The 21,949-nt window shown below is 58.6% G+C and carries 31 protein-coding genes; 27 read left to right on the top strand and 4 right to left on the bottom strand.

Annotation, left to right across the window (positions count from 1 at the left end; translation table 11 throughout):
• The first annotated feature begins 2 nt into the window (after positions 1-2).
• From rplV to rplQ, 21 genes are all read left to right on the top strand, one after another.
• Positions 3-392: a 50S ribosomal protein L22 gene (rplV, locus tag M0412_RS03075; RefSeq protein ID WP_006313972.1), complete on the top strand. Its 390-nt coding sequence runs from the start codon at positions 3-5 to the stop codon at positions 390-392.
• Positions 392-1,123, top strand: a complete 732-nt coding sequence (rpsC, locus tag M0412_RS03080) for a 30S ribosomal protein S3 (protein WP_003516138.1) — start codon at positions 392-394, stop codon at positions 1,121-1,123. The genes rplV and rpsC overlap by 1 nt, the downstream gene beginning before the upstream one ends.
• Positions 1,124-1,161: 38 nt before the next feature.
• Positions 1,162-1,575, top strand: coding sequence for a 50S ribosomal protein L16 (gene rplP / locus M0412_RS03085; protein ID WP_006313973.1), 414 nt, complete (start codon positions 1,162-1,164; stop codon positions 1,573-1,575).
• Positions 1,576-1,587: 12 nt separating this feature from the next.
• Entirely contained in the window at positions 1,588-1,788 is a 201-nt protein-coding gene (gene rpmC, locus M0412_RS03090; RefSeq protein ID WP_003495193.1) for a 50S ribosomal protein L29, read from the top strand.
• 11 nt (positions 1,789-1,799) lie between these two features.
• Complete coding sequence (gene rpsQ, locus M0412_RS03095; RefSeq protein WP_006313974.1) at positions 1,800-2,036, top strand: 30S ribosomal protein S17; 237 nt, start codon at positions 1,800-1,802, stop codon at positions 2,034-2,036.
• A 234-nt stretch (positions 2,037-2,270) separates the two neighbouring features.
• On the top strand, positions 2,271-2,639 hold the full coding sequence (rplN, locus tag M0412_RS03100; RefSeq protein WP_003495199.1) for a 50S ribosomal protein L14: 369 nt from the start codon (positions 2,271-2,273) through the stop codon (positions 2,637-2,639).
• Positions 2,640-2,651: 12 nt separating this feature from the next.
• The gene (gene rplX, locus M0412_RS03105) at positions 2,652-2,960 is read left to right on the top strand and encodes a 50S ribosomal protein L24 (RefSeq protein ID WP_046798168.1); all 309 of its coding nucleotides are present in this window, start codon (positions 2,652-2,654) and stop codon (positions 2,958-2,960) included.
• Positions 2,953-3,507 (top strand): 50S ribosomal protein L5, encoded by a 555-nt coding sequence (gene rplE, locus M0412_RS03110; RefSeq protein WP_142840172.1) that lies wholly within the window; start codon positions 2,953-2,955, stop codon positions 3,505-3,507. The genes rplX and rplE overlap by 8 nt, the downstream gene beginning before the upstream one ends.
• A 33-nt stretch (positions 3,508-3,540) precedes the next feature.
• Entirely contained in the window at positions 3,541-3,846 is a 306-nt protein-coding gene (gene rpsN, locus M0412_RS03115; RefSeq protein WP_003495202.1) for a 30S ribosomal protein S14, read from the top strand.
• A gap of 12 nt (positions 3,847-3,858) precedes the next feature.
• The gene (gene rpsH, locus M0412_RS03120; protein WP_003507786.1) at positions 3,859-4,257 is read left to right on the top strand and encodes a 30S ribosomal protein S8; all 399 of its coding nucleotides are present in this window, start codon (positions 3,859-3,861) and stop codon (positions 4,255-4,257) included.
• Positions 4,258-4,299: 42 nt separating this feature from the next.
• Positions 4,300-4,833: a 50S ribosomal protein L6 gene (gene rplF / locus M0412_RS03125; protein ID WP_006313979.1), complete on the top strand. Its 534-nt coding sequence runs from the start codon at positions 4,300-4,302 to the stop codon at positions 4,831-4,833.
• Between the two features lie 12 nt (positions 4,834-4,845).
• A complete protein-coding gene (rplR, locus tag M0412_RS03130; protein ID WP_046798170.1) occupies positions 4,846-5,208 on the top strand; it encodes a 50S ribosomal protein L18 in 363 nt (120 codons plus the stop codon).
• A 119-nt stretch (positions 5,209-5,327) separates the two neighbouring features.
• Complete coding sequence (gene rpsE / locus M0412_RS03135) at positions 5,328-5,897, top strand: 30S ribosomal protein S5 (protein WP_046798171.1); 570 nt, start codon at positions 5,328-5,330, stop codon at positions 5,895-5,897.
• Positions 5,898-5,908: 11 nt separating this feature from the next.
• A complete protein-coding gene (gene rpmD, locus M0412_RS03140) occupies positions 5,909-6,115 on the top strand; it encodes a 50S ribosomal protein L30 (protein ID WP_003495212.1) in 207 nt (68 codons plus the stop codon).
• A gap of 16 nt (positions 6,116-6,131) precedes the next feature.
• Positions 6,132-6,611 carry a 50S ribosomal protein L15 gene (gene rplO, locus M0412_RS03145; protein WP_046798172.1) on the top strand — a complete coding sequence of 160 codons (480 nt, stop codon included), beginning with the start codon at positions 6,132-6,134 and terminating at the stop codon, positions 6,609-6,611.
• A 334-nt stretch (positions 6,612-6,945) separates the two neighbouring features.
• Positions 6,946-8,286, top strand: coding sequence for a preprotein translocase subunit SecY (gene secY, locus M0412_RS03150; RefSeq protein WP_142840171.1), 1,341 nt, complete (start codon positions 6,946-6,948; stop codon positions 8,284-8,286).
• Positions 8,283-8,873 carry an adenylate kinase gene (locus tag M0412_RS03155; RefSeq protein WP_142840170.1) on the top strand — a complete coding sequence of 197 codons (591 nt, stop codon included), beginning with the start codon at positions 8,283-8,285 and terminating at the stop codon, positions 8,871-8,873. The genes secY and M0412_RS03155 overlap by 4 nt, the downstream gene beginning before the upstream one ends.
• Positions 8,874-9,180: 307 nt before the next feature.
• A complete protein-coding gene (gene rpsM / locus M0412_RS03160) occupies positions 9,181-9,549 on the top strand; it encodes a 30S ribosomal protein S13 (RefSeq protein WP_003507791.1) in 369 nt (122 codons plus the stop codon).
• Between the two features lie 138 nt (positions 9,550-9,687).
• Positions 9,688-10,077 carry a 30S ribosomal protein S11 gene (gene rpsK / locus M0412_RS03165; RefSeq protein WP_003495225.1) on the top strand — a complete coding sequence of 130 codons (390 nt, stop codon included), beginning with the start codon at positions 9,688-9,690 and terminating at the stop codon, positions 10,075-10,077.
• A gap of 195 nt (positions 10,078-10,272) precedes the next feature.
• Positions 10,273-11,283 (top strand): DNA-directed RNA polymerase subunit alpha, encoded by a 1,011-nt coding sequence (locus M0412_RS03170; protein WP_003495228.1) that lies wholly within the window; start codon positions 10,273-10,275, stop codon positions 11,281-11,283.
• 120 nt (positions 11,284-11,403) lie between these two features.
• The gene (gene rplQ, locus M0412_RS03175; protein WP_006313985.1) at positions 11,404-11,829 is read left to right on the top strand and encodes a 50S ribosomal protein L17; all 426 of its coding nucleotides are present in this window, start codon (positions 11,404-11,406) and stop codon (positions 11,827-11,829) included.
• A gap of 193 nt (positions 11,830-12,022) precedes the next feature.
• Here rplQ and M0412_RS03180 read toward each other — a convergent pair whose 3' ends face one another.
• Entirely contained in the window at positions 12,023-12,895 is an 873-nt protein-coding gene (locus M0412_RS03180; protein ID WP_142840169.1) for a DUF817 domain-containing protein, read from the bottom strand.
• Between the two features lie 55 nt (positions 12,896-12,950).
• Here M0412_RS03180 and M0412_RS03185 point away from each other — a divergent pair, with 55 nt between their 5' ends.
• Entirely contained in the window at positions 12,951-13,379 is a 429-nt protein-coding gene (locus M0412_RS03185) for a DUF2809 domain-containing protein (protein ID WP_269703939.1), read from the top strand.
• Here M0412_RS03185 and msrQ read toward each other — a convergent pair.
• Positions 13,333-13,980: a protein-methionine-sulfoxide reductase heme-binding subunit MsrQ gene (gene msrQ, locus M0412_RS03190; protein ID WP_269703936.1), complete on the bottom strand. Its 648-nt coding sequence runs from the start codon at positions 13,978-13,980 to the stop codon at positions 13,333-13,335. The genes M0412_RS03185 and msrQ overlap by 47 nt on opposite strands.
• A 2-nt stretch (positions 13,981-13,982) precedes the next feature.
• The gene (msrP, locus tag M0412_RS03195; RefSeq protein ID WP_142840166.1) at positions 13,983-14,924 is read right to left on the bottom strand and encodes a protein-methionine-sulfoxide reductase catalytic subunit MsrP; all 942 of its coding nucleotides are present in this window, start codon (positions 14,922-14,924) and stop codon (positions 13,983-13,985) included.
• 312 nt (positions 14,925-15,236) lie between these two features.
• Here msrP and ilvD point away from each other — a divergent pair, with 312 nt between their 5' ends.
• The 3 genes from ilvD (at position 15,237) to M0412_RS03210 (ending at position 18,532) form a co-directional block, all read left to right on the top strand.
• Positions 15,237-17,072: a dihydroxy-acid dehydratase gene (gene ilvD, locus M0412_RS03200; RefSeq protein ID WP_142840165.1), complete on the top strand. Its 1,836-nt coding sequence runs from the start codon at positions 15,237-15,239 to the stop codon at positions 17,070-17,072.
• 190 nt (positions 17,073-17,262) lie between these two features.
• A complete protein-coding gene (locus M0412_RS03205) occupies positions 17,263-17,478 on the top strand; it encodes a hypothetical protein (RefSeq protein WP_269703932.1) in 216 nt (71 codons plus the stop codon).
• 52 nt (positions 17,479-17,530) lie between these two features.
• Complete coding sequence (locus tag M0412_RS03210) at positions 17,531-18,532, top strand: serine hydrolase (RefSeq protein WP_269703930.1); 1,002 nt, start codon at positions 17,531-17,533, stop codon at positions 18,530-18,532.
• Positions 18,533-18,547: 15 nt separating this feature from the next.
• Here M0412_RS03210 and M0412_RS03215 read toward each other — a convergent pair whose 3' ends face one another.
• The gene (locus M0412_RS03215) at positions 18,548-18,901 is read right to left on the bottom strand and encodes a lysozyme inhibitor LprI family protein (RefSeq protein ID WP_142840163.1); all 354 of its coding nucleotides are present in this window, start codon (positions 18,899-18,901) and stop codon (positions 18,548-18,550) included.
• Between the two features lie 172 nt (positions 18,902-19,073).
• Here M0412_RS03215 and M0412_RS03220 point away from each other — a divergent pair, with 172 nt between their 5' ends.
• Positions 19,074-20,480: a DegQ family serine endoprotease gene (locus tag M0412_RS03220; protein ID WP_142840162.1), complete on the top strand. Its 1,407-nt coding sequence runs from the start codon at positions 19,074-19,076 to the stop codon at positions 20,478-20,480.
• Positions 20,477-21,793, top strand: a complete 1,317-nt coding sequence (locus tag M0412_RS03225; RefSeq protein ID WP_269703927.1) for a replication-associated recombination protein A — start codon at positions 20,477-20,479, stop codon at positions 21,791-21,793. Before M0412_RS03220 ends, M0412_RS03225 begins: the two co-directional genes overlap by 4 nt.
• Positions 21,794-21,949: the final 156 nt, after the last annotated feature.

The following is a 21,949-nucleotide window of genomic DNA, read 5'->3' on the forward strand; positions in this document are numbered from 1 at the left end:
TCATGGCGAAGGCTAAGACCGAACGCCGGCTGAAGGACAATGAGGCTCAGGCCATTGCCCGTACGCTCCGCGTCAGCCCCCAGAAACTGAACCTGGTTGCCGCTCTTATCCGTGGCAAGAAGGTTGATCGCGCTCTCGCCGAGCTCGAATTCTCCCGCAAGCGCATTGCAGGCACCGTCAAGAAGACGCTGGAATCTGCAATTGCCAATGCGGAAAACAACCATGACCTCGACGTCGACGCTCTCGTCGTCGCCGAGGCCTATGTTGGCAAGTCCATCACCATGAAGCGTTTCCACGCTCGTGGCCGTGGTCGTGCGTCCCGCATTGAAAAGCCGTTCGCTCACCTCACGATCGTCGTTCGTGAAGTTGAGGAAAAAGGGGAGGCCGCATAATGGGTCAGAAAATCAATCCAATCGGCTTCCGCCTCGGCATCAACCGTACCTGGGATAGCCGCTGGTACGCTGACACCGCGGAATACGGCAAGCTGCTGCATGAAGACCTGAAGATCCGGGCATACCTGATCAAGGAACTCAAGCAGGCCGGTATCGCCAAGGTGGTCATCGAGCGTCCGCACAAGAAGTGCCGCGTTACGATTCACTCGGCTCGTCCGGGTCTCATCATCGGCAAGAAGGGCGCGGACATCGAGAAGCTTCGCAAGAAGCTTTCCGAGATGACCAACTCCGAAACGCACCTCAACATCGTTGAAGTGCGCAAGCCGGAAATCGACGCAACTCTGGTTGCCCAGTCGATCGCCCAGCAGCTCGAGCGTCGCGTGGCTTTCCGCCGTGCAATGAAGCGTTCGGTTCAGTCTGCAATGCGTCTTGGCGCCGAAGGCATCAAGATCACCTGCGGCGGCCGTCTCGGCGGTGCTGAAATCGCTCGTACCGAATGGTACCGCGAAGGTCGCGTTCCGTTGCACACGCTGCGTGCGGACATCGACTATGGCACAGCTGAAGCTGAAACCGCATTCGGCATTTGCGGCATCAAGGTCTGGATCTTCAAGGGCGAAATCCTTGAGCACGATCCGATGGCTTCTGAGCGTCGCGGTCTCGAAGGCGATGCGCAGGGCCCTGCAAGCCGTGAGCGTGGCGATCGTCCCGATCGTCGTCGCGAAAACGCTTGATTGACGCTGGCGAAAGATAAGCTCGGAGAAGTAAGAAAATGTTGCAGCCAAAGCGTACTAAGTACCGTAAGCAGTTCAAGGGACGCATCAAGGGCGTCGCCAAGGGCGGCTTTGACCTGGCATTCGGTGAATTCGGCTTGAAGTCGCAGGAACCGAACCGCGTGAATGCACGCGAGATCGAAGCGGCCCGCCGCGCGATCACGCGTTACATGAAGCGCGCAGGTCGTGTGTGGATCCGCGTATTCCCTGACGTTCCGGTAACGGCTAAGCCGACCGAAGTTCGTATGGGTAAGGGCAAGGGTTCGGTCGAATACTGGGCATGCAAGGTCAAGCCCGGTCGTATGATGTTCGAGATCGACGGTGTTACCGAGGAGATCGCCCGTGAGGCGCTTCGTCTCGGCGCTGCCAAGCTCTCGGTCAAGACGCGCTTCGTACAGCGCATCGCAGAGTAAGGAGCAAGGCACATGAAAGCCGATGAAGTTCGCGGCCTCAGCGCCGACCAGCTCAAGGACAAGCTCGCCGATCTGAAGAAGGAGCAGTTCAACCTGCGCTTCCAGAAGGCGACCGGCCAGCTGGAGAAGTCCTCGCGCATCAACGAAGTCCGCAAGGACATCGCCCGCGTTAAAACCATTGCCCGCCAGAAGGCGGCAGAAGCCAAGGCCTAAGGAAAAATAATATGCCGAAACGCATTCTGCAGGGCGTCGTAGTGTCCGACAAGAACGAGAAGACTGTCGTGGTCCGGGTTGAGCGTCGATTCGCTCACCCGCTCATGCAAAAAACCGTTCGTCGTTCGAAGAAGTACAAGGCACACGACGAAAACAATCAATACAAGGTCGGCGATGTCGTTTCCATCGAGGAATGCGCACCGATCTCCAAGGACAAGCGCTGGACGGTTGTCGCCGCCCAGGCTTAATTTCAACAGAATCGCGCCAGGCATCTTGTACTTGGCGCGAATTCCTGTATGAAGCAGCGCAAGGACGCTCGTGAATCGAGCGTCTTTTGCTTTGATGCGCACGGAAGGTCCTTCGGGAAACCACCCTGTCACGACATTTCCGCGCAAAAAAAGAGATATTCATAAGCTGGAGCAGGGGGCTCACTCGGGAGAGTTTGCCCAACCGTTCCGGTAACAACAAGAAGGCGACCTGACATGATTCAGATGCAAACAAACCTCGACGTGGCGGATAATTCCGGCGCACGTCGTGTCATGTGCATCAAGGTGCTGGGCGGCTCGAAGCGCAAATATGCTTCTGTTGGCGACATTATTGTCGTTTCCATCAAGGAAGCTATTCCGCGCGGCCGCGTCAAGAAGGGCGATGTGATGAAGGCGGTTGTCGTGCGCACCGCCAAGGACATCCGTCGCGCTGACGGCAGCGTCATCCGTTTCGATAACAACGCAGCCGTTCTTATCGACAACAAGAAAGAGCCCATCGGCACCCGTATCTTCGGACCGGTTCCGCGCGAACTTCGCGCCAAGAACCATATGAAGATCATCTCGCTGGCTCCGGAAGTACTGTAAGGAGCAATCGCGATGCAGAAAATTCGTAAAGGCGACAAGGTTGTCGTATTGACCGGTAAGGACAAGGGCCGTACCGGCGAAGTAATCCAGGTTTTGCCGAAGGAAGACCGGGCTGTTGTGCGTGGCGTAAACATGGTGAAGCGTCACCAGCGCCAGACCCAGGGCCAGGAAGCCGGCATCATCAACAAGGAAGCATCCTTGCACATCTCCAACATTGCCATCGCCGATAAGGATGGCAAGCCGACCCGCGTTGGCTTTTCTGTTGTAGAAGGCAAGAAGGTCCGCGTGGCCAAGCGTTCGGGAGAAGTGATCGATGGCTGACAAGTACGAGCCGCGTCTCAAGACGGAATATGTGTCGCGTATCCGCGGCGCCATGCAGGAGAAGTTCTCCTATGCCAACGTGATGATGATCCCGAAGATCGAAAAGATCGTGATCAACATGGGTGTTGGCGAAGCGACTGCTGATTCCAAGAAGCCCACCATTGCTGCCGGTGACCTGGCTGCGATTGCCGGCCAGAAGCCGGTCGTTACCCGCGCTCGTAACTCGATCGCTGGTTTCAAGCTTCGCGAAGGCATGCCGATCGGTGCGAAGGTTACCCTTCGTGGCGCACGCATGTATGAATTCCTTGATCGTCTGATCAACATCGCGCTGCCGCGCGTTCGCGACTTCCGGGGTCTGAACCCCAAGAGCTTTGACGGCCGTGGCAACTTCGCCATGGGCATCAAGGAACACATTGTGTTCCCTGAGATCAACTACGATAAGGTTGATCAGATGTGGGGCATGGACATCATCGTTTGCACGACGGCGACGTCGGACGACGAAGCTCGGGCTCTGCTTACAGAGTTCAACTTCCCGTTCCGTCACTAACCGTAACGACGAGCGTAGAAAAGGAACTCCGATATGGCGAAAACAAGCGCAGTTGAAAAGAACAAGCGCCGCCGCAAGTCGGTCGCCCAGCAGGCTACCAAGCGTGCTGCACTCAAGGCGATCGTAATGAACCAGTCCCTTCCGATCGAAGACCGGTTCAAGGCCACTCTGAAGCTCGCTTCGCTGCCGCGTGACGGCTCGAAGACGCGTATCCGCAACCGCTGCGAAGTAACGGGCCGTCCGCGCGCGTTCTATCGCAAGCTCAAGATGTCGCGTATCGCGCTTCGTGAGCTGGGCAATTCCGGCAAGGTGCCGGGCATTGTCAAGTCGAGCTGGTAAGGAGACGGGCACATGACCATGACTGATCCTTTGGGTGATATGCTCACCCGCATCCGCAATGGTGCCGCTCGCCGCAAGTCTGCGGTCAGCACGCCTGCTTCCAGCCTCCGCGCACGCGTTCTCGACGTGCTGCAGGCTGAAGGCTACATTCGCGGTTATTCCAAGGTCGATTTCGAAAACGGCAAGTCCGAATTCACCATCGAACTGAAGTACTACGAAGGCGCGTCCGTGATCCGTGAGATCGGCCGCGTTTCCAAGCCGGGCCGCCGGGTTTATGTCTCGGTAAAGTCCATTCCGCAGGTCGCGAACGGCCTCGGCATCACCATCCTTTCGACCCCGAAGGGTGTGATGGCCGATCACCAGGCTCGCGAACAGAACGTTGGTGGCGAGGTTCTTTGCTCGGTCTTCTAAGATCGAGTACGGATCTCCATAACGAACAGACAGGATTGAACAATGTCTCGTATCGGTAAAAAGCCCGTTCCGGTTCCCGCAGGTGTGACGGCCAATGTCGACGGCCAGAAGGTCACTGCGAAGGGCCCGAAGGGTGAACTGTTTTTCGTCGCAAACGACGATATTCAGCTGAAACTCGAAGATAACGGCGTTTCCGTAACGCCGGCCAATGGCACCAAGGAAGCTCGCTCGAAGTGGGGCATGTCCCGCACGATGATCGAGAACATCTTCAAGGGTGTTAAGGACGGTTACGAACGCAAGCTCGAAATCAACGGCGTTGGTTATCGTGCCGCCCTGCAGGGCAAGAACCTGCAGCTGGCGCTCGGTTTCTCCCACGACGTGGTTTATGAGCCGCCGGTCGGCATCACCATTGCCGTGCCGAAGCCGACGGAAATCATCGTTTCCGGTATCAACAAGCAGCAGGTCGGTCAGGTAGCCGCGGAAATCCGCGAATACCGTGGTCCCGAGCCCTATAAGGGCAAGGGCGTGAAGTACGCTGAAGAGCGTATCGTCCGCAAAGAAGGCAAGAAGAAGTAAGGATCACGCGAAATGGCTAGCAGGAAAGAAGCACTTGCACGTCGCGCGAGCCGTGTGCGCCGCCAGATCAAGGCGGTTGCCAACGGCCGCCCGCGCCTGTCGGTTCATCGCTCGTCGAAGAACATCTACGCCCAGATCATCGATGATGTTGCTGGCAAGACGCTTGCGTCTGCCTCCACGCTCGAAGCTGATCTGCGCGGCTCGCTCAAGACCGGCGCCGACGTTGCTGCGGCATCTGTCGTGGGCAAGCTGGTTGCCGAGCGCGGCGTCAAGGCTGGCGTCAAGGATGTCGTATTCGACCGAGGCGCGTTCATCTATCACGGCCGCGTCAAGGCCCTGGCAGATGCTGCCCGCGAAGGCGGTCTGAACTTCTGATATTTTTCCGCCCGGGCAACGATCCGGGCGGAATTTCACCGGGCCATGCGGATCTCTTCATCGAGGCCGCTGGTCTTTTCGTTTGCCGTTCCACCCGTAAAAGAAAAAGGACAAGGACAATGGCACAGGATAAAAGAGGTTCTCGCGAAGATCGCCAGAACCGCGAAGAGCGCGATAGCGAATTCGTCGACAAGCTGGTCGCGATCAACCGCGTTGCAAAGGTTGTTAAGGGTGGCCGTCGCTTCGGCTTCGCCGCTCTCGTCGTCGTCGGCGACCAGAAGGGCCGCGTCGGCTTCGGCCACGGCAAGGCTCGTGAAGTTCCGGAAGCGATCCGCAAGGCAACTGAAAGCGCAAAGCGCGATCTGATCTTCGTTCCGCTGCGCGATGGTCGCACGCTGCATCACGACGTCAATGGCCGTCACGGCGCAGGCAAGGTTCTGCTGCGTTCGGCCAAGGCCGGTACGGGTATCATCGCCGGTGGTCCGATGCGCGCTGTTTTCGAAACGCTGGGCGTTCATGACGTCGTTGCGAAGTCGACCGGTTCGTCGAACCCTTACAACATGGTTCGCGCAACGTTCGACGCTCTGAAGCATCAGGTTCATCCGAAGGACATCGCTGCACAGCGCGGTCTTAAGTTTGCGACCCTTCAGGCTCGCCGCGCCGCGTCCGGCAACGCTTCTGAAGAATAAGGAGCTGGATCATGGCCAAGAAAACTACTGAAGCCAAGAAGACTGTTACGGTCGAACAGATCGGCAGCCCTATTCGCCGCCCGGCAATCCAGCGTCAGACGCTGGTCGGTCTGGGTCTCAACAAGATGCATCGTCAGCGCACCCTGGAAGATACTCCGGCGGTTCGTGGCATGATCCGTGCGGTCCAGCATCTCGTTCGCGTCGTTGACGAGAAGTGAGACGGAGTAACCTATCATGAAACTCAATGAAATCAGAGACAACGAAGGCTCCTCCAAGGATCGTATCCGCGTAGGTCGCGGTATCGGTTCTGGCAAGGGCAAGACCGGTGGTCGCGGTGTGAAGGGTCAGAAGGCTCGTTCGGGCGTCGCCATCAACGGCTTCGAAGGCGGTCAGATGCCAATCTACCGTCGCCTGCCGAAGCGCGGCTTTAACAACATCTTCGGTTCCGAATATGCTGTTGTGTCGCTCGGCCGCATCCAGACCGCCATCGACGCCAAGAAGCTCGACGCTTCCGCAACGATCGATGCTGCTGCTCTCAAGGCAGCCGGCGTTATCCGCCGCGTCAAGGACGGTGTCCGCATCCTCGCCGACGGCGAGCTGAAGGCCAAGGTTGCCTTCGAAGTTGCCGGCGCTTCCAAGCCCGCACTCGAAAAGATTGAGAAGGCCGGCGGCTCGATCAAGCTTCTCGTGGTTGCAGCCGAAGCTTCCGAGTAATATATAGACTTCAGGCGCCCGGGGCTTCGTGCTCCGGGCGTCTGCGCTCCCTGGCCAATGTTGCTTTCGATCTAAATCGATTTAGAGATGCATCATGGCAAACTCTTCGCGGTGCAGCTGTTATGCGCGCCGCTTGCGGCATAAAGTGCTGCAGGGAGAGCCTCACAGTTCTTGAACTTCCGTAGGGGAGGGGATAGGACATAAAAAAACAGGGTGAGGCATGATGGCGGCGCAAAGCCGTGTTCGTCCGAAGCCCGGTTTTTGAACCGGTATCTTTTAGACCTTTCCGCATCGGCCGGTTTTGCTGGCTGGCAAGGGTCATTCGGAGAAATTTATGGCTTCCGCAGCGGAACAACTGGCTTCGAACCTGAATTTTTCGACCTTCGCTAAGGCGGAGGATCTGAAAAAGCGTCTCTGGTTTACTCTTGCCGCACTTCTCGTCTACCGTCTTGGCACCCATATTCCGCTTCCGGGCCTGAACCCAGAAGCCTATGCGCAGGCCTTCCAGGGCCAGGCCAACGGTATTCTCGGTCTTTTCAATATGTTTGCGGGTGGCGCTGTCGAGCGTATGGCGATTTTCGCCCTCGGCATCATGCCTTACATCTCCGCTTCGATCATCGTGCAGCTCATGACCTCGGTCGTGCCCTCGCTCGAAGCGTTGAAGAAGGAAGGCGAAGCCGGCCGCAAGATCATCAACCAGTACACCCGCTACGGCACGGTTCTGCTCGGCACGCTGCAGGCCTATGGCATTGCGGTCGGCCTTGAAAGCGGCAGCGGCCTCGTGGTCGATCCGGGCTGGTTCTTCCGTATCTCCACCGTTATCACGCTGCTCGGCGGCACGATGTTCCTGATGTGGCTCGGTGAGCAGATCACGTCGCGCGGTATCGGCAACGGTATTTCGCTGATCATTTTCGCAGGTATCGCTGCTGGCCTGCCCAAGGCGCTTGCCGGCACGCTGGAACTCGGCCGCACCGGTGCGCTTTCGACCCCGCTCATTCTGATGGTCGTCGTCGTGGCTATTGGCGTTATCGCGCTGATCGTCTTCGTGGAACGCGCCCAGCGTCGCCTGCTGATACAATATCCGAAGCGACAGGTCGGCAACCGGATGTTCCAGGGCGATACCTCGCATCTGCCGCTGAAACTCAACACCGCCGGCGTTATTCCCGCGATCTTCGCATCCTCGCTGCTGCTTCTGCCGGCGACGGCTGCCGGTTTTGCCGGAAACACCAATCTGCCCGGGTGGGCGACGTCCATCATTGCGTCGCTGCAGCATGGACAGCCGCTGTTCATGGCGCTCTACGGCCTGCTGATCGCGTTTTTCGCATTCTTCTACACGGCTATCGTCTTCAATCCGAAGGACACGGCCGATAACCTCAAGAAGCATGGCGGCTTCATTCCGGGCATTCGTCCGGGTGAGCGCACCGCGGAGTACATCGATTACGTCCTGACCCGTATCACGGTTGTCGGCGCTGTTTATCTTGTCTTCGTGTGTATCCTTCCTGAGACACTTATCGCACGCACGGGCATTCCATTAGCCCTTGGTGGTACTTCGCTTTTGATCGTTGTCAGTGTAACTCTGGACACGGTTGCGCAGATCCAGGGCCACCTGATCGCGCAGCAATATGAAGGGCTGATCAAGAAGTCGAAGTTGCGTGGAGGAAAGAGGGGACGATGAGACTGATATTTTTGGGTCCGCCGGGTGCGGGCAAGGGAACCCAGGCCAAGCGGCTGACTGACAAGTACGGGATCCCGCAGCTTTCCACCGGTGACATGCTTCGCGCTGCGGTCAGCGCGGGCACCGAAATCGGCAAGCGCGCCAAGGCCGTCATGGACGCCGGCGGGCTGGTTTCCGACGATATCGTCAATCAGATCGTTTCCGAACGTATCGAAGCACCTGACTGTGCCAAGGGCTTTATTCTAGACGGCTATCCGCGCACCGTTCCGCAGGCCAAGGCGCTTGCCGAGAACATGCGCAACAAGAATCTTGCCCTTGATGCCGTCATCGAACTGAAGGTGGACGAAGAGGCGTTGATTCGCCGAATCGAAAACCGCGTCGCAGAAACCATTGCCGCCGGTGGTACGGTTCGTTCGGACGACAATCCGGAAGCCTTCCGCAAGCGCCTGACGGAATATCGCGAGAAGACCGCGCCGCTGTCGAACTATTACAGCGAGCAGGGTGAACTTGTGACGCTGGATGGCATGGCGGATGTCGATGCCGTGACCGAGGCTATCGAAAACGTCCTCGAAAAAGCTTCTGCCTGACGGCTGTGGCAGGGTGGCAAAATCTGCCGGCGATTTTCGCCCGATTTGCCGCTCTTATGATTTAGCTCGTCCTTTGGATAGCAAAAGAATCTTGGCGGAGCCGGTTGCTTTTTTGCGCTGATTCCGTTAAACACCGCGCCAACTCGCGACATCCCAAGCGACTGGCGCGGATTTCCCTTAAGGGAGGGAGATCCGGGTTCGGTCGTTTTGACCTGTCACGGACATCAATTTTGAACTGGCGACCCTGTTGGTCGCTCGACTGGAATCACCACTTGCCGGATGGCAACTGGAACCAAGGAGAAAAGACGTGGCACGTATCGCTGGCGTCAACATCCCGACTGCGAAGCGCGTTGTTATTGCGCTGACCTACATTCACGGGATTGGTCCGAAATTCGCGCAGGAAATCATGGACAAGGTCGGTCTTCCGGCTGACAAGCGCGTTCATCAGCTGACGGATGCTGAAGTTCTTCAGATCCGCGAAGCCATCGACCGCGACTACCAGGTCGAAGGTGACCTGCGTCGCGACACGTCGATGAACATCAAGCGTTTGATGGACCTCGGCTGCTACCGCGGCCTGCGTCACCGTCGTGGCCTTCCGGTCCGCGGTCAGCGCACGCACACCAACGCCCGCACCCGCAAGGGTCCGGCGAAGGCTATCGCTGGTAAGAAGAAGTAATTTTCCGGTTCTCCGGAAAGGGGAGGCTGGTGCAGTCCGCGCCAGCCTTTCTGAGTTTGGCGAAAAGCTCGAATACGGGCTGATTGCCGGTGTAGCCGCTGGTGTTACGGCGGTGAAGAGATCAATGAAAGGTATAACATGGCCAAGGAAGCCGCACGCGTCCGTCGTCGCGAACGCAAAAATATCACGTCGGGCGTCGCGCACGTCAACTCGACCTTCAACAACACGATGATCACCATCACCGACGCACAGGGCAATGCTATTGCCTGGTCGTCCGCTGGTGCCAAGGGCTTCAAGGGTTCGCGTAAGTCGACCCCGTTCGCTGCCCAGATCGCTGCTGAAGATTGCGCGAAGAAGGCTCAGGAACACGGCATGAAGTCGCTTGAAGTTGAAGTTTGCGGTCCGGGTTCCGGCCGTGAATCGGCACTTCGCGCTCTGCAGGCTGCCGGTTTCATGATCACTTCCATTCGCGACGTGACGCCGATCCCGCACAATGGTTGCCGTCCGCGCAAGAAGCGCCGCGTCTGACGCGACCGTGGTTCGGAAATTCCGCCTTACCTCAGGTCTGGCGGAATTTTCGTGTATCTGGCGTGTGCGCGTCGATTTCGATCGACGGACTTGCGCTCAAGAACCCACTGATGAACCACTGAATTAGGTTCCTCTCGGTGTTTTCATGCTCGGTCCGTCACGATTGGATGGTGGCGGCGAACGGAAGGTTTAAAGATGATTCAGAAGAACTGGCAGGAACTTATCAAGCCGAACAAGGTCGAGTTCACCTCGTCCAGCCGCACCAAGGCAACGCTGGTTGCCGAGCCGCTGGAACGTGGTTTCGGTCTTACTCTCGGCAACGCGCTGCGTCGCGTTCTGTTGTCTTCTCTGCGTGGCGCCGCTGTAACGGCCGTGCAGATCGACGGTGTCCTGCATGAATTCTCCTCCATCCCCGGCGTTCGGGAAGATGTGACGGATATCGTGCTCAACATCAAGGAAATCGCCATCAAGATGGATGGCGACGATTCCAAGCGCATGGTCGTGCGCAAGCAGGGCCCTGGTGCCGTAACCGCTGGTGATATCCAGACGGTTGGCGACATCGAGATCCTGAACCCCGACCACGTGATCTGCACGCTTGATGATGGCGCTGAAATCCGCATGGAATTCACCGTCAACAACGGCAAGGGTTACGTACCGGCTGAGCGCAACCGCGCGGAAGATGCCCCGATCGGCCTCATTCCGGTGGACAGCCTCTATTCTCCGGTCAAGAAAGTGTCCTACAAGGTGGAAAACACCCGTGAAGGCCAGGTTCTCGACTATGACAAGCTGATCATGACGATCGAGACCAACGGTTCGGTTTCCGGCGAAGACGCCGTTGCCTTCGCCGCTCGCATTCTTCAGGACCAGCTGGGCGTCTTCGTCAACTTCGACGAGCCGCAGAAGGAAGCAGAAGAAGAATCGGTTACCGAACTCGCGTTCAACCCGGCGCTTCTCAAGAAGGTCGACGAGCTCGAGCTGTCCGTTCGTTCGGCAAACTGCCTGAAGAACGACAACATCGTTTACATCGGCGACCTGATCCAGAAGACCGAAGCCGAAATGCTCCGCACGCCGAACTTTGGTCGCAAGTCGCTGAACGAAATCAAGGAAGTTCTCGCTTCCATGGGTCTGCACCTCGGCATGGAAGTGCCGGCATGGCCGCCAGAGAACATCGAAGATCTCGCCAAGCGTTACGAAGACCAGTACTAACAATCAAAAAGGCAGACCCTTTAAAGACTGCCTTTCCCCGTCAAACAGCAGATAAGTCATCTGCATGTGCCAGGAAACGGCAGGCCTTAGAGAAGGAACCTGCGTAGAAGGAGAATAGCAATGCGCCACGGAAATTCAGGCCGCAAGCTCAATAGAACCGCCAGCCACCGCAAGGCAATGTTTGCCAACATGGCTGCTTCGCTCATCACCCATGAGCAGATCGTCACCACCCTTCCGAAGGCGAAGGAAATTCGTCCGATCGTCGAGCGTCTCGTGACCCTCGGCAAGCGCGGCGACCTGCACGCTCGTCGTCAGGCGATCTCGCAGATCAAGGATCAGGACGCCGTTCGCAAGCTGTTCGACGCGATCGCTTCGCGTTACGCAACCCGCAATGGCGGCTACCTGCGTATCATGAAGGCCGGCTACCGCCAGGGCGACAACGCGGCTCTCGCCGTCGTTGAATTCGTCGAGCGCGACGTTGACGCCAAGGGTGCAGCCGACAAGGCTCGCGTTGCTGCTGAAGCTGCTGCTGCCGAAGCTGCGTAATATGTGACGCCTTCGGGTGTCACGAGTTAGAAAGCCGGGTGAGAGATCGCCCGGCTTTTTTGCGTTTCGTATCGGGAGGAGGGCAGGCGCGGATCTCGCCACCTTGAGCACATTCGTGCGGGTACTTTAATTTGCGAATATTGCCGCAGCCGTGAGCTGCCCAGCCAGTTGCTTGGCTGCAGAGAATCCTCTCTCACTCCGGAACGTGGATACGGGCCTTGATGTGCTTGAGATGCGCGACGATGGTGAAGGTCATGATGACCAGCAGCGACCATGAACTCCATTTCCCGATATGCACCACGGACCAGGCGCCGAGTTGGTCGGGATATTTCCAGATGCCGAAGAAGGTGGAGATGTTTTCCGCCAGCCAGACGAAAAATCCTATGAGGACGAATGAGAGGAGCAGCGGCATCTTTCGATCCCGATCATAGGGGCGATAAATCACGGTCGCGCGGGAATAGAGCCCTATGGCGCAAGCGGCGATGTACCAGCGGTAGTCGCCGATGAAGTGATGGGTGAAGAAGTTGGCATAGATGGCGATGCCGATCAGCGTCGCCATCCAGTAGGTTGGATAGTGGCGAATGCGCACATCCAGAAGGCGCCATGCCTGAATGATGTAGCTGCCAACGGCGGCATACATGAAGCCGGAGAAAAGCGGCACGCCGAGGACCTTGCTATAGGCGAAATCCGGATAGGACCACGACTGGATGGCGCTGGATGTCTTGAATACTTCCAATACGAAACCGACGACGTGAAACAGCAGGATGGCCTTGGCCTCATCAAGCGTTTCAAGCCTGCTCCAGATCATGAAGAACTGGATGGCGAGCGCAATGATCAGCAGTACGTCATAACGCGGGATGCCGAACAACCCGCCATGCGGCACGACAAAGATGGAGATGAAAAACAACCCCGCAAACAGGCAGGCGCGGGCCTCCTTGATGCCGAAATAGAGAAATTCGACAATAAAGCGCCTGAAGCCCTTGAGTTCGCCCCAGGGATAGGTATCGCAAAGCAGATTGTCCAAAACCGAGAGGCGGCTTGTGGCTGGGCTGGTCCCTGTGCTCATGTTCTCGCCTCGATCTGCATCCGCCACGTTCATACGAAAACCGGAAGGAGCCTGCATGGGCCCGCCAAGCCTATCCCCGTCTTATTTTGCGCGCCTCCGGCTTTTGGGAGCTGCTATCGCGGTGATCATGTGCGGTCTTTGCCTGCGGGCATTCGGTTATGACGTTGGGTTACCGTTCGTGGCGGTAAAATATGGCGGATCCGTGCTGTGGGGAGCTATGGTTTTTCTGTTGCTGGCGGCGGTGTTTCCGTCCGGTTGGCGTGGTTATGAGGCTCGGGCCGCCATTCTTGTCGCTGTTGCCGTGGAATTCATCCGGCTTGTCCATTTTCCGGCGCTGGACGCGTTTCGATCGACGACGGCCGGAGCCTTGCTGCTCGGTCGCGTTTTTTCCCCATGGAATATCGTCTGTTACATCGCGGGCATCGCGGCCGCATTCTTCATGGCCGGGCGGTTTTCGCGCGTTTCGCCCTTTTCGCCGCCATGATCGTCGGCCGCACCAACCGATATCCAAGCAATACCACCATGGTGCTGATGTAAAACACCGGCTCCAGCGTGATCGATTTTCGTGCCAGCACGAAATGCAGCACGCCGACGATGAGCACGAGATAGACGAGCTTGTGCAACGTGTTCCAGCGGCTGCCAAGCTTGCGGATGGACCAGCGGTTGGAGGTGAGCGCAAGCGGCGTGAGCATGACAAGCCCGGCCATGCCGAGCATGATATAGGGGCGTTTGAGAATATCTCCGGCGATGGAGCCCAGCATCAGGCCGCGATCCAGCACCAGATAGACGGTGAAGTGCGCGAGCACGTAATAAAAGGCAATCAGGCCCAGTGCCCGGCGATAGGCGATGAGGTTGATGTTGAAGAGGTCGCGCAACGGCGTCACCAGCAGGCCAAGGCAGAGAAAGCGCAGCGCCCAGATGCCAAGCAGGTGCTCGAAATCCTTGACCGGGTTGAAGCCGAGGCCGCCGGTTGCGGCGAGATAGAAATACGAGACGGCCGGACAGAGACCGATCACATATAGCGACCAGATGGTCGCCGGCTGGTAACGCTTCGGCAGCGATGGAAGCGACAGGGCAAAGGCCATGGTCAATAATTCGCTTTCAGGTCCATTCCGGTATAAAGGCTTGCCACCTCGTCATACCCGTTGAACATCAGGGTAGGGCGGTTCTGGGTGCCGAAAAAGCCGCCTTCGCCGATGCGCTGTTCGGTCGCCTGGCTCCAGCGGGGATGGTCCACATGCGGATTGACGTTGGAATAAAAGCCGTATTCGCGGGCATTGGAATTTTTCCACGTCGTTTCCGGCTGCTTTTCGACCAGCGAAATCTTGACGATGGATTTGATGCCCTTGAAGCCGTATTTCCATGGAACGACCAGCCGGATCGGCGCGCCGTTCTGGTTGGGCAGCGTTTCTCCGTATAGGCCGACGGCAAGCAGGGTCAGCGGGTGTCGCGCCTCATCGAGGCGCAGGCCTTCGATATAGGGCCAGGACAGCGGCTGGAACAGGCCGGTTTGGCCCGGCATTTCCTCCGGCCGCACCACGGTTTCGAAGGTGACGTATTTCGCGCTGCCAAGCGGCTCGACCTTGTCGAGCAGGCTTGCGAGCGGGAAACCGATCCATGGAATGACCATCGACCAGCCTTCGACGCAGCGCATGCGATAGGTGCGCTCTTCAAGCTGGTATTTCATCAGCTCTTCAATGCCGAATTCCTGCGGCTTGGAGACGAGGCCATCCACCTTCACCGTCCATGGGGTGGGCTTGAACTTGCCGGAATTTTCCTTCGGGTCGGATTTTCCGACGCCGAATTCGTAGAAATTATTGTAGCTGGTGACGGCATCGAGCGGGGTGAGCTTGTCATCCAGCTTGTAGGCGCCGGGTTTTGCGGAAAGCGGTGCGGCGATCGCTTCGCGACCGGTAAGCCCAACTGCCGCAAGTCCGGCCGCCGTGCCGAGAAAGCCGCGTCGGGACAGGTAGGTGCTCTTCGGCGTGATTTCACTTGCCGCGATGAGGGGCGGACGATAGGCGGGCATTTCAACCTCCACAAAAGCCGGGTGCATCGGCGATAAATCGATTATGATAACCAATACGACCGCTGCACAGATATGTTTCAGCGCTGTGCGAAAAAACAACGACCGCACGGTGAAAATCGCGCATTTGTGATGAGCCAGTGCCAGAATGGCAGCAGCAGACGGAGCGTACCGTACCGAACCGTACTGTTTTGCCTGAAGGTGACAGTGACAGGGCTTGCGGTTTGCGCTAGAAAAACCGCAAAATAGGGCAGAGGCTGTTTTGACCGCGCTGCGGAAGACGGCCCTTCTGTTCAAGAGATTGAGGAAAACACCATGCCAGCCTATCGCTCCAGAACGACAACCCACGGCCGCAACATGGCGGGCGCGCGCGGCCTTTGGCGCGCCACCGGCATGAAGGACAGCGATTTCGGCAAGCCGATCATCGCGGTGGTCAATTCCTTCACGCAGTTCGTACCGGGCCATGTGCATCTGAAAGATCTCGGCCAACTGGTTGCCCGCGAAATCGAAGCGGCGGGCGGCGTTGCCAAGGAATTCAACACGATTGCGGTCGATGACGGTATCGCCATGGGTCATGATGGCATGCTCTATTCGCTGCCGTCGCGCGAGATCATCGCTGACTCTGTCGAGTATATGGTCAACGCCCATTGCGCCGATGCGATGGTTTGCATTTCCAACTGCGACAAGATCACCCCCGGTATGCTGAATGCGGCGATGCGCCTCAACATCCCCGCCGTCTTTGTGTCCGGCGGCCCGATGGAAGCGGGCAAGGTGGTTCTGCACGGCAAGACCGTTGCGCTTGATCTGGTCGATGCCATGGTGGCGGCTGCCGATGACAAGATTTCCGATGAGGACGTCAAGATCATCGAACGCTCCGCGTGCCCGACCTGCGGTTCCTGTTCCGGCATGTTCACCGCCAATTCGATGAACTGTCTGACCGAGGCGCTGGGCTTGTCCTTGCCCGGCAACGGCTCAACGCTTGCCACCCACTCGGATCGCAAACGCCTTTTCGTCGAGGCCGGCCATCTGATCGTCGATCTGGCCCGCCGTTATTACGAGCAGGATGACGAGACCGTTTTGCCGCGCACCATCGCCAACAAGGCGGCGTTTGAGAATGCCATGTCACTGGATATCGCCATGGGCGGCTCCACCAACACGGTTCTGCATATTCTGGCGGCGGCCCATGAGGGTGGCGTCGATTTCGGCATGGAGGACATCGACCGTCTTTCCCGCAAGGTCCCATGTCTTTCCAAGGTGGCGCCCGCCAAGCAGGACGTGCATATGGAAGACGTTCACCGCGCCGGCGGCATCATGCGCATTCTCGGCGAGCTGGAGCGTGGCGGTCTCATCAACCGCGATACCTATACCGTGCACGAGGCGACGCTGGGCGATGCCATCGATCGCTGGGACATTACCCGCACTAACAGCGAGACGGTTCGTGAATTCTTCAAGGCGGCCCCGGGCGGCGTGCCGACCCAGGTTGCCTTCAGCCAGTCTTCGCGCTGGGATGATCTGGATACCGACAGCGATAACGGCGTCATCCGCTCGGTCGAGAAGCCGTTCTCCAAGGATGGTGGTCTGGCCGTGCTTTACGGCAACATCGCGCTCGATGGCTGCATCGTGAAAACGGCGGGTGTCGATGAATCGATCCTGAAATTCAACGGTTCAGCCGTCGTTTACGAAAGCCAGGACGCCGCGGTGAAGGGCATTCTCGGCAATGAGGTCAAGGCGGGCGATGTCGTCGTCATCCGTTACGAAGGGCCGAAGGGCGGACCGGGCATGCAGGAAATGCTCTATCCGACCAGCTACCTGAAATCCAAGGGTCTCGGCAAAGCCTGCGCGCTGATTACAGACGGTCGCTTTTCTGGTGGCACGTCAGGTCTTTCCATCGGTCACGCCTCGCCGGAAGCGGCACAGGGCGGCGCCATCGGCCTCGTGCGTCAGGGCGACCTGATCGAGATCGATATTCCCAACCGCACCATCAACCTCAAGGTCACGGATGCGGAACTTGCAGCGCGCCGGGCCGAACAGGAAGAGCTCGGCTGGAAGCCGGTGGCACCGCGCAAGCGCAATGTCACGACGGCGTTGAAAGCCTATGCGGCCTTTGCGTCGAGCGCGGACAAGGGCGCGGTGCGGATTTTGCCGGAGTAAGCCCGGCACAGAGTGAGAGGGGAGGCTGCGCCCAGTGCGCAGTTTCCTTCTTGGGGTTTTGCAGAGCGATAACAAACACACTCCGTCACGCCGGACTTGATCCGGGGTCTAGCGCGATCAAGTCCTTGATCGCTAGAGGCTCTTCTCACGGCGCAGACGCGCCGTGGCTGGATGCCGGATCAAGTCCGGCATGACGGAGGAGAAGGTCTCGCACGTCCGTCTGCAAGGTGAGCCGCTTTCGAGCGGCTTTTTTCTTGCCCAGGTACAGATCCTGCTTTCCGCTCAGAAAGAGATTCAATTGCTTCAGAAGGCGATTCTCTTAGGCCCTGCAACATGCTGTTCTAAAATCGTAATTTCGCATGTTTCCGACAGTTCTCCGGTCATCCCGGCAGTCACATTGGAGTGATGTTCGTCCATCGGCTCTTTTCCGTAGCGTAGCGATGCCTAACTTCATCAGCATGAAAAGACGAACCGCACTCGCCCTCATCGCCTGCCTGCCTTTCGCCCCGCTTACCCGCGCGCAGAGCTCCGGAAATGGCGCCCGTTTTGATCCATTGCTGAGGGACGCGGATGCGCTTTCGAGCCTCAAGGCCGTCATCGTCAGCATCGACGGGGAGGAGGTCGCCAGCCGCGCCTATCATGGCGCGAGCCTTAACGGCTCCACCAACATCAAGTCGGCATCGAAATCGGTCATTTCGGCACTGGTCGGCATGGCGATCGACCGGAAGATACTCTCTGGTGCCGATCAGCCGATTGCGACCATCCTGCGCAGCGATTTTCCGCCGAATCCCGATCCACGGCTGGAGAGGGTCACCATCGGCAACCTGCTTTCGATGCAATCCGGTCTGGAGCGCATGTCCGGCCCGAATTATGGGCGCTGGGTTGCCAGCCGCAACTGGGTGCGCATGGCGCTGGGGTCCGGTTTTGCCGGAGAGCCTGATGGTGGCATGCTTTATTCCACCGGCTCCACACATCTGCTTTCGGCGATATTGACCAGGGCCTCCGGCCGCTCGACGCTCTCTCTGGCGCGAGACTGGTTCCGGCCGCTGGAGGGATTTGCCATTGGTGGCTGGGAGCGCGATCCGCAGGGCATTTATCTTGGCGGTAACCAGATGGCGATGACGGCGCGCTCATTGCTGGCCTTTGGCGAGCTTTACAGGCGGGGCGGGGTAACACCCGGGGGTGAGCGGCTGATCTCACAGGAATGGATCGACCAGTCCTGGCAACAGCGCACCAACTCCGTCTTCAACGGTGATGGATACGGCTATTGCTGGTTCATCAAGGAGATGGCGGGAGAAATGGTCTATTACGCCTGGGGTTATGGCGGGCAGATGCTCTACATCGTTCCCGCCAAGCGCCTGTCCGTGGTGATGACCTCACGTGAGGATGCGCCTTCAGCTAGAACCGGGTATCGCGATCAGCTGCACGGTCTCATGGAGAACATCATCCGTGCAGCCTGATAATCACCGTATCGATCAAAGGGGTCTGTTGATGCTCTGGAAAGCTTCGCCGAGCTTCTTCATTCGCTCATCGTAAGCGCCCGTCAGGCAGGCGACATCCGCCGCGCATTCCTGGCGTTTCTTCAACCATTGGCTCTGCTCCTCGCGCAGTGTGTCACGGGCGCCCATGGCCATGAGCTGGGTGAGGATATCGAAGGTGGTGGCCATCTTCACGTCCTGGTCGTTCAGGGCACGGTTGTCGCAGATCGCCTTTTCATCCGCCGCCAGATCGGTCTTGGTGCAATCAAAGCTGGCTGCCGAAGCTGGCGAGCCGAGAGTGGAGGCGCAGAGGAGGAGGCCGCAGGCGAGGAAAGTCTGTTTCAGATGCATGGATCGTTTCTTTCAAGGACAATCGATGCGGATGAAACCAAAAAGGGGCGTCGGTGGTTCCAATTGCCGGAACCGGCCTGCACAGGGAAAAGGCTGGCCATCATCTTGCCGCTCTTTGCTTTACAGGCTTTGGCGTTATAACTCCATCATACTGATGACGATGAGGAATCACATGCGAAGCGTGTTGAAGTATCTGTCCACCGGCTTTTTCGCCGCGCTCATTCTCCTGCCCGCGGGCGCGCAGGCGCAGGACAACAAGACCGTACCGTCAAGCCACACGGAAATGCAGCTTTCCTTCGCGCCGCTGGTCAAGCGCACCGCGGGTGCTGTGGTCAATGTCTATGCCGAACGTGCCGTGCAGCGGCGTCTGTCGCCCTTTGCCGGCGACCCGTTCTTCGAGCAGTTCTTCGGCCAGCAGATGCCGAACCGCACGGAAAAGCAGTCGTCGCTCGGCTCGGGCGTGATCGTCACCGCCGGCGGTCTGGTCGTGACCAACAACCATGTCATCGATGGTGCCGACGACATCAAGGTAGCGCTGGCGGATGGACGCGAGTTTTCCTCCAAGGTGCTGATGAAGGACGACCGTATCGACCTTGCCATTCTGCAGATCGATGCCAAGGAGCAGTTCCCCGTGCTGTCGCTTGGCAATTCTGACACCATCGAGGTGGGTGATCTGGTGCTGGCCATCGGCAACCCCTTCGGTGTCGGCCAGACGGTGACCAGCGGCATCGTTTCGGGTCTGGCGCGTAATCAGGTGACGCAGGGCGATTTCGGCTTCTTCATCCAGACCGATGCTTCCATCAACCCCGGCAATTCCGGTGGTGCGCTGATGAACATGGCCGGTGAGCTGATCGGCATCAATACCGCGATCTTCTCCAAGGGAGGCGGGTCTAACGGCATCGGCTTTGCCATTCCTGCCAACCTCGTCCGCGTGTTCGTCGCTGCGGCCGAACGCGGCGATGCAAACTTTCAGCGGCCCTATATTGGCGCGACTTTCGATCCCGTAACCTCTGATGTCGCCGAGGCGCTTGGTCTGCATCGCGCCCGTGGTGCGCTGGTCGTCAGTGTCGTCAAGGATGGCCCGGCGGAGAAGGCGGGCATCGAGCCGGGACAGGTTGTTACCGCAGTCAACGGTTTCGAGGTCGAGCATCCCGATGCGCTGGGTTATCGCCTGACGACGGCGGGCATCGGCAAATCCGCCGAGCTTACCGTGATGGACAAGGGCAAGGAAAAGAAGCTGACCATCGCACTCGACACGGCGCCGGAAACCGCGCCGCGGGATGAGCGCCTGGTCGAAGGCCGCAATCCCTTCGCTGGCGCCACCGTCGCCAATCTTTCGCCGAAGCTTGCCGATGAGCTGCGCATGCCGTCGCAGGTGACGGGCGTGGTCATCACCGATGTGAAGCGTGGTTCGCCAGCCTATCGCGTCGGTTTCCAGCCGAAGGACGTGATCCTGTCGCTGAATGGCGCGGATATCGGCTCCACGGCTGCGGTCGAGAAGGCGCTGGATGACAATCCCGGTTTCTGGCGGGTCGAAATCCTGCGCGACGGCCAGCGCATCCGGCAGTTCCTGCGATGAGTGATGACCTCTTCGCCCCGCAAGTGCCTGTCGAGGTCGCCAATCGGCGGCCTCTTGCCGATCGCCTGCGTCCAAAGACACTGGCCGAGGTAAGCGGGCAGGCGCATCTGACGGGCGAGGAGGGCGTGCTGCGCCGCATGATCGACAGCGGCTCACTGGGATCGATGATCTTCTGGGGGCCGCCCGGAACCGGCAAGACGACGGTTGCCCGTCTGCTTTCGGGTGAAGCGGGACTGGCTTTCGAGCAAATCTCGGCGATCTTTTCCGGGGTCGCTGACCTCAAGAAAGTATTCGAGGCCGCGCGCACCCGCCGGATGAATGGCCGGCAGACACTGCTGTTCGTTGACGAGATACACCGTTTCAACCGCGCCCAGCAGGATAGCTTCCTGCCGGTGATGGAGGATGGCACCATCATTCTGGTGGGCGCCACCACCGAAAACCCGTCCTTCGAACTCAACGCCGCTCTTTTGTCGCGGGCGCGGGTGCTGACATTTGGTTCGCATGATGAGGATAGTCTCAGTGAACTTCTGAAACGCGCCGAGGAAGCGGAGGGCAAACCTCTGCCACTGACGGAAGACGCGCGAGCGAGCCTCATCCGCATGGCGGATGGCGATGGCCGTGCCGTGCTGACGCTCGCCGAGGAGGTCTGGCGGGCGGCGCGCAAGGATGAGACCTTCGATACCGAAGGGCTGACACGCATCGTGCAGCGGCGCGCCCCGGTTTACGACAAGAGCCAGGACGGTCACTACAATCTCATTTCGGCGCTGCATAAGTCGGTTCGCGGCTCGGATCCGGATGCGGCGCTTTATTATCTGGCCCGCATGTTTGATGCCGGCGAAGATCCGCTTTATCTGGGGCGGCGGCTGGTGCGCATGGCGGTGGAAGATATCGGCCTTGCCGATCCGCAGGCGCTGGCGGTCTGCAATGCCGCCAAGGATGCCTATGATTATCTCGGTTCACCCGAGGGCGAGCTGGCGCTGGCGCAGGCCTGCGTTTATCTCGCCACCGCACCGAAATCCAACGCCGTTTACACGGCCTTCAAATCGGCAATGCGGGCGGCCAAGGAGAACGGCTCGCTGGTGCCGCCGAAACACATTCTCAATGCCCCGACCAAGCTGATGAAGGGTGAGGGGTACGGCGACGGCTACCGTTATGACCATGACGAGCCAGACGCCTTTTCGGGGCAGGATTATTTCCCGGAAAAAATGGGCCGCACGACCTTTTACGATCCGCCCGACAGGGGTTTCGAGCGGGAAATCCGCAAACGTCTCGACTGGTGGGCGAAGCTGCGCCGTGAGCGTGGGGGGCGTTAGGCGGCGTTCTTCACAAACAGAATCATGTGCTTGGCAAAAAGAGTCGCAAAGCCGCGCTATCTCTTTGTTTATTAGTGAATTTCCGTCAAAATGCGTGGCGCTTTTACGCTCGGAAAATGCGTAAAGATACGAGAGCGTGTGGCGTTTGCGAGAAAA

The organism is Agrobacterium sp. O3.4 (assembly GCF_041414895.1).
Classification (GTDB): domain Bacteria; phylum Pseudomonadota; class Alphaproteobacteria; order Rhizobiales; family Rhizobiaceae; genus Agrobacterium; species Agrobacterium cucumeris.

Excerpts from the sequence above, each read along its gene's own strand:
- rplV (WP_006313972.1), top strand. The coding sequence starts at position 3 with ATGGCGAAGGCTAAGACCGAACGCCGGCTGAAGGACAATGAGGCTCAG.
- rpsC (WP_003516138.1), top strand. The coding sequence starts at position 392 with ATGGGTCAGAAAATCAATCCAATCGGCTTCCGCCTCGGCATCAACCGT.
- rplP (WP_006313973.1), top strand. The coding sequence starts at position 1,162 with ATGTTGCAGCCAAAGCGTACTAAGTACCGTAAGCAGTTCAAGGGACGC.
- rpmC (WP_003495193.1), top strand. The coding sequence starts at position 1,588 with ATGAAAGCCGATGAAGTTCGCGGCCTCAGCGCCGACCAGCTCAAGGAC.
- rpsQ (WP_006313974.1), top strand. The coding sequence starts at position 1,800 with ATGCCGAAACGCATTCTGCAGGGCGTCGTAGTGTCCGACAAGAACGAG.
- rplN (WP_003495199.1), top strand. The coding sequence starts at position 2,271 with ATGATTCAGATGCAAACAAACCTCGACGTGGCGGATAATTCCGGCGCA.
- rplX (WP_046798168.1), top strand. The coding sequence starts at position 2,652 with ATGCAGAAAATTCGTAAAGGCGACAAGGTTGTCGTATTGACCGGTAAG.
- rplE (WP_142840172.1), top strand. The coding sequence starts at position 2,953 with ATGGCTGACAAGTACGAGCCGCGTCTCAAGACGGAATATGTGTCGCGT.
- rpsN (WP_003495202.1), top strand. The coding sequence starts at position 3,541 with ATGGCGAAAACAAGCGCAGTTGAAAAGAACAAGCGCCGCCGCAAGTCG.
- rpsH (WP_003507786.1), top strand. The coding sequence starts at position 3,859 with ATGACCATGACTGATCCTTTGGGTGATATGCTCACCCGCATCCGCAAT.
- rplF (WP_006313979.1), top strand. The coding sequence starts at position 4,300 with ATGTCTCGTATCGGTAAAAAGCCCGTTCCGGTTCCCGCAGGTGTGACG.
- rplR (WP_046798170.1), top strand. The coding sequence starts at position 4,846 with ATGGCTAGCAGGAAAGAAGCACTTGCACGTCGCGCGAGCCGTGTGCGC.
- rpsE (WP_046798171.1), top strand. The coding sequence starts at position 5,328 with ATGGCACAGGATAAAAGAGGTTCTCGCGAAGATCGCCAGAACCGCGAA.
- rpmD (WP_003495212.1), top strand. The coding sequence starts at position 5,909 with ATGGCCAAGAAAACTACTGAAGCCAAGAAGACTGTTACGGTCGAACAG.
- rplO (WP_046798172.1), top strand. The coding sequence starts at position 6,132 with ATGAAACTCAATGAAATCAGAGACAACGAAGGCTCCTCCAAGGATCGT.
- secY (WP_142840171.1), top strand. The coding sequence starts at position 6,946 with ATGGCTTCCGCAGCGGAACAACTGGCTTCGAACCTGAATTTTTCGACC.
- M0412_RS03155 (WP_142840170.1), top strand. The coding sequence starts at position 8,283 with ATGAGACTGATATTTTTGGGTCCGCCGGGTGCGGGCAAGGGAACCCAG.
- rpsK (WP_003495225.1), top strand. The coding sequence starts at position 9,688 with ATGGCCAAGGAAGCCGCACGCGTCCGTCGTCGCGAACGCAAAAATATC.
- M0412_RS03170 (WP_003495228.1), top strand. The coding sequence starts at position 10,273 with ATGATTCAGAAGAACTGGCAGGAACTTATCAAGCCGAACAAGGTCGAG.
- rplQ (WP_006313985.1), top strand. The coding sequence starts at position 11,404 with ATGCGCCACGGAAATTCAGGCCGCAAGCTCAATAGAACCGCCAGCCAC.
- M0412_RS03180 (WP_142840169.1), bottom strand. The coding sequence starts at position 12,895 with ATGAGCACAGGGACCAGCCCAGCCACAAGCCGCCTCTCGGTTTTGGAC.
- M0412_RS03185 (WP_269703939.1), top strand. The coding sequence starts at position 12,951 with ATGGGCCCGCCAAGCCTATCCCCGTCTTATTTTGCGCGCCTCCGGCTT.
- msrQ (WP_269703936.1), bottom strand. The coding sequence starts at position 13,980 with ATGGCCTTTGCCCTGTCGCTTCCATCGCTGCCGAAGCGTTACCAGCCG.
- msrP (WP_142840166.1), bottom strand. The coding sequence starts at position 14,924 with ATGCCCGCCTATCGTCCGCCCCTCATCGCGGCAAGTGAAATCACGCCG.
- ilvD (WP_142840165.1), top strand. The coding sequence starts at position 15,237 with ATGCCAGCCTATCGCTCCAGAACGACAACCCACGGCCGCAACATGGCG.
- M0412_RS03205 (WP_269703932.1), top strand. The coding sequence starts at position 17,263 with ATGACGGAGGAGAAGGTCTCGCACGTCCGTCTGCAAGGTGAGCCGCTT.
- M0412_RS03210 (WP_269703930.1), top strand. The coding sequence starts at position 17,531 with ATGAAAAGACGAACCGCACTCGCCCTCATCGCCTGCCTGCCTTTCGCC.
- M0412_RS03215 (WP_142840163.1), bottom strand. The coding sequence starts at position 18,901 with ATGCATCTGAAACAGACTTTCCTCGCCTGCGGCCTCCTCCTCTGCGCC.
- M0412_RS03220 (WP_142840162.1), top strand. The coding sequence starts at position 19,074 with ATGCGAAGCGTGTTGAAGTATCTGTCCACCGGCTTTTTCGCCGCGCTC.
- M0412_RS03225 (WP_269703927.1), top strand. The coding sequence starts at position 20,477 with ATGAGTGATGACCTCTTCGCCCCGCAAGTGCCTGTCGAGGTCGCCAAT.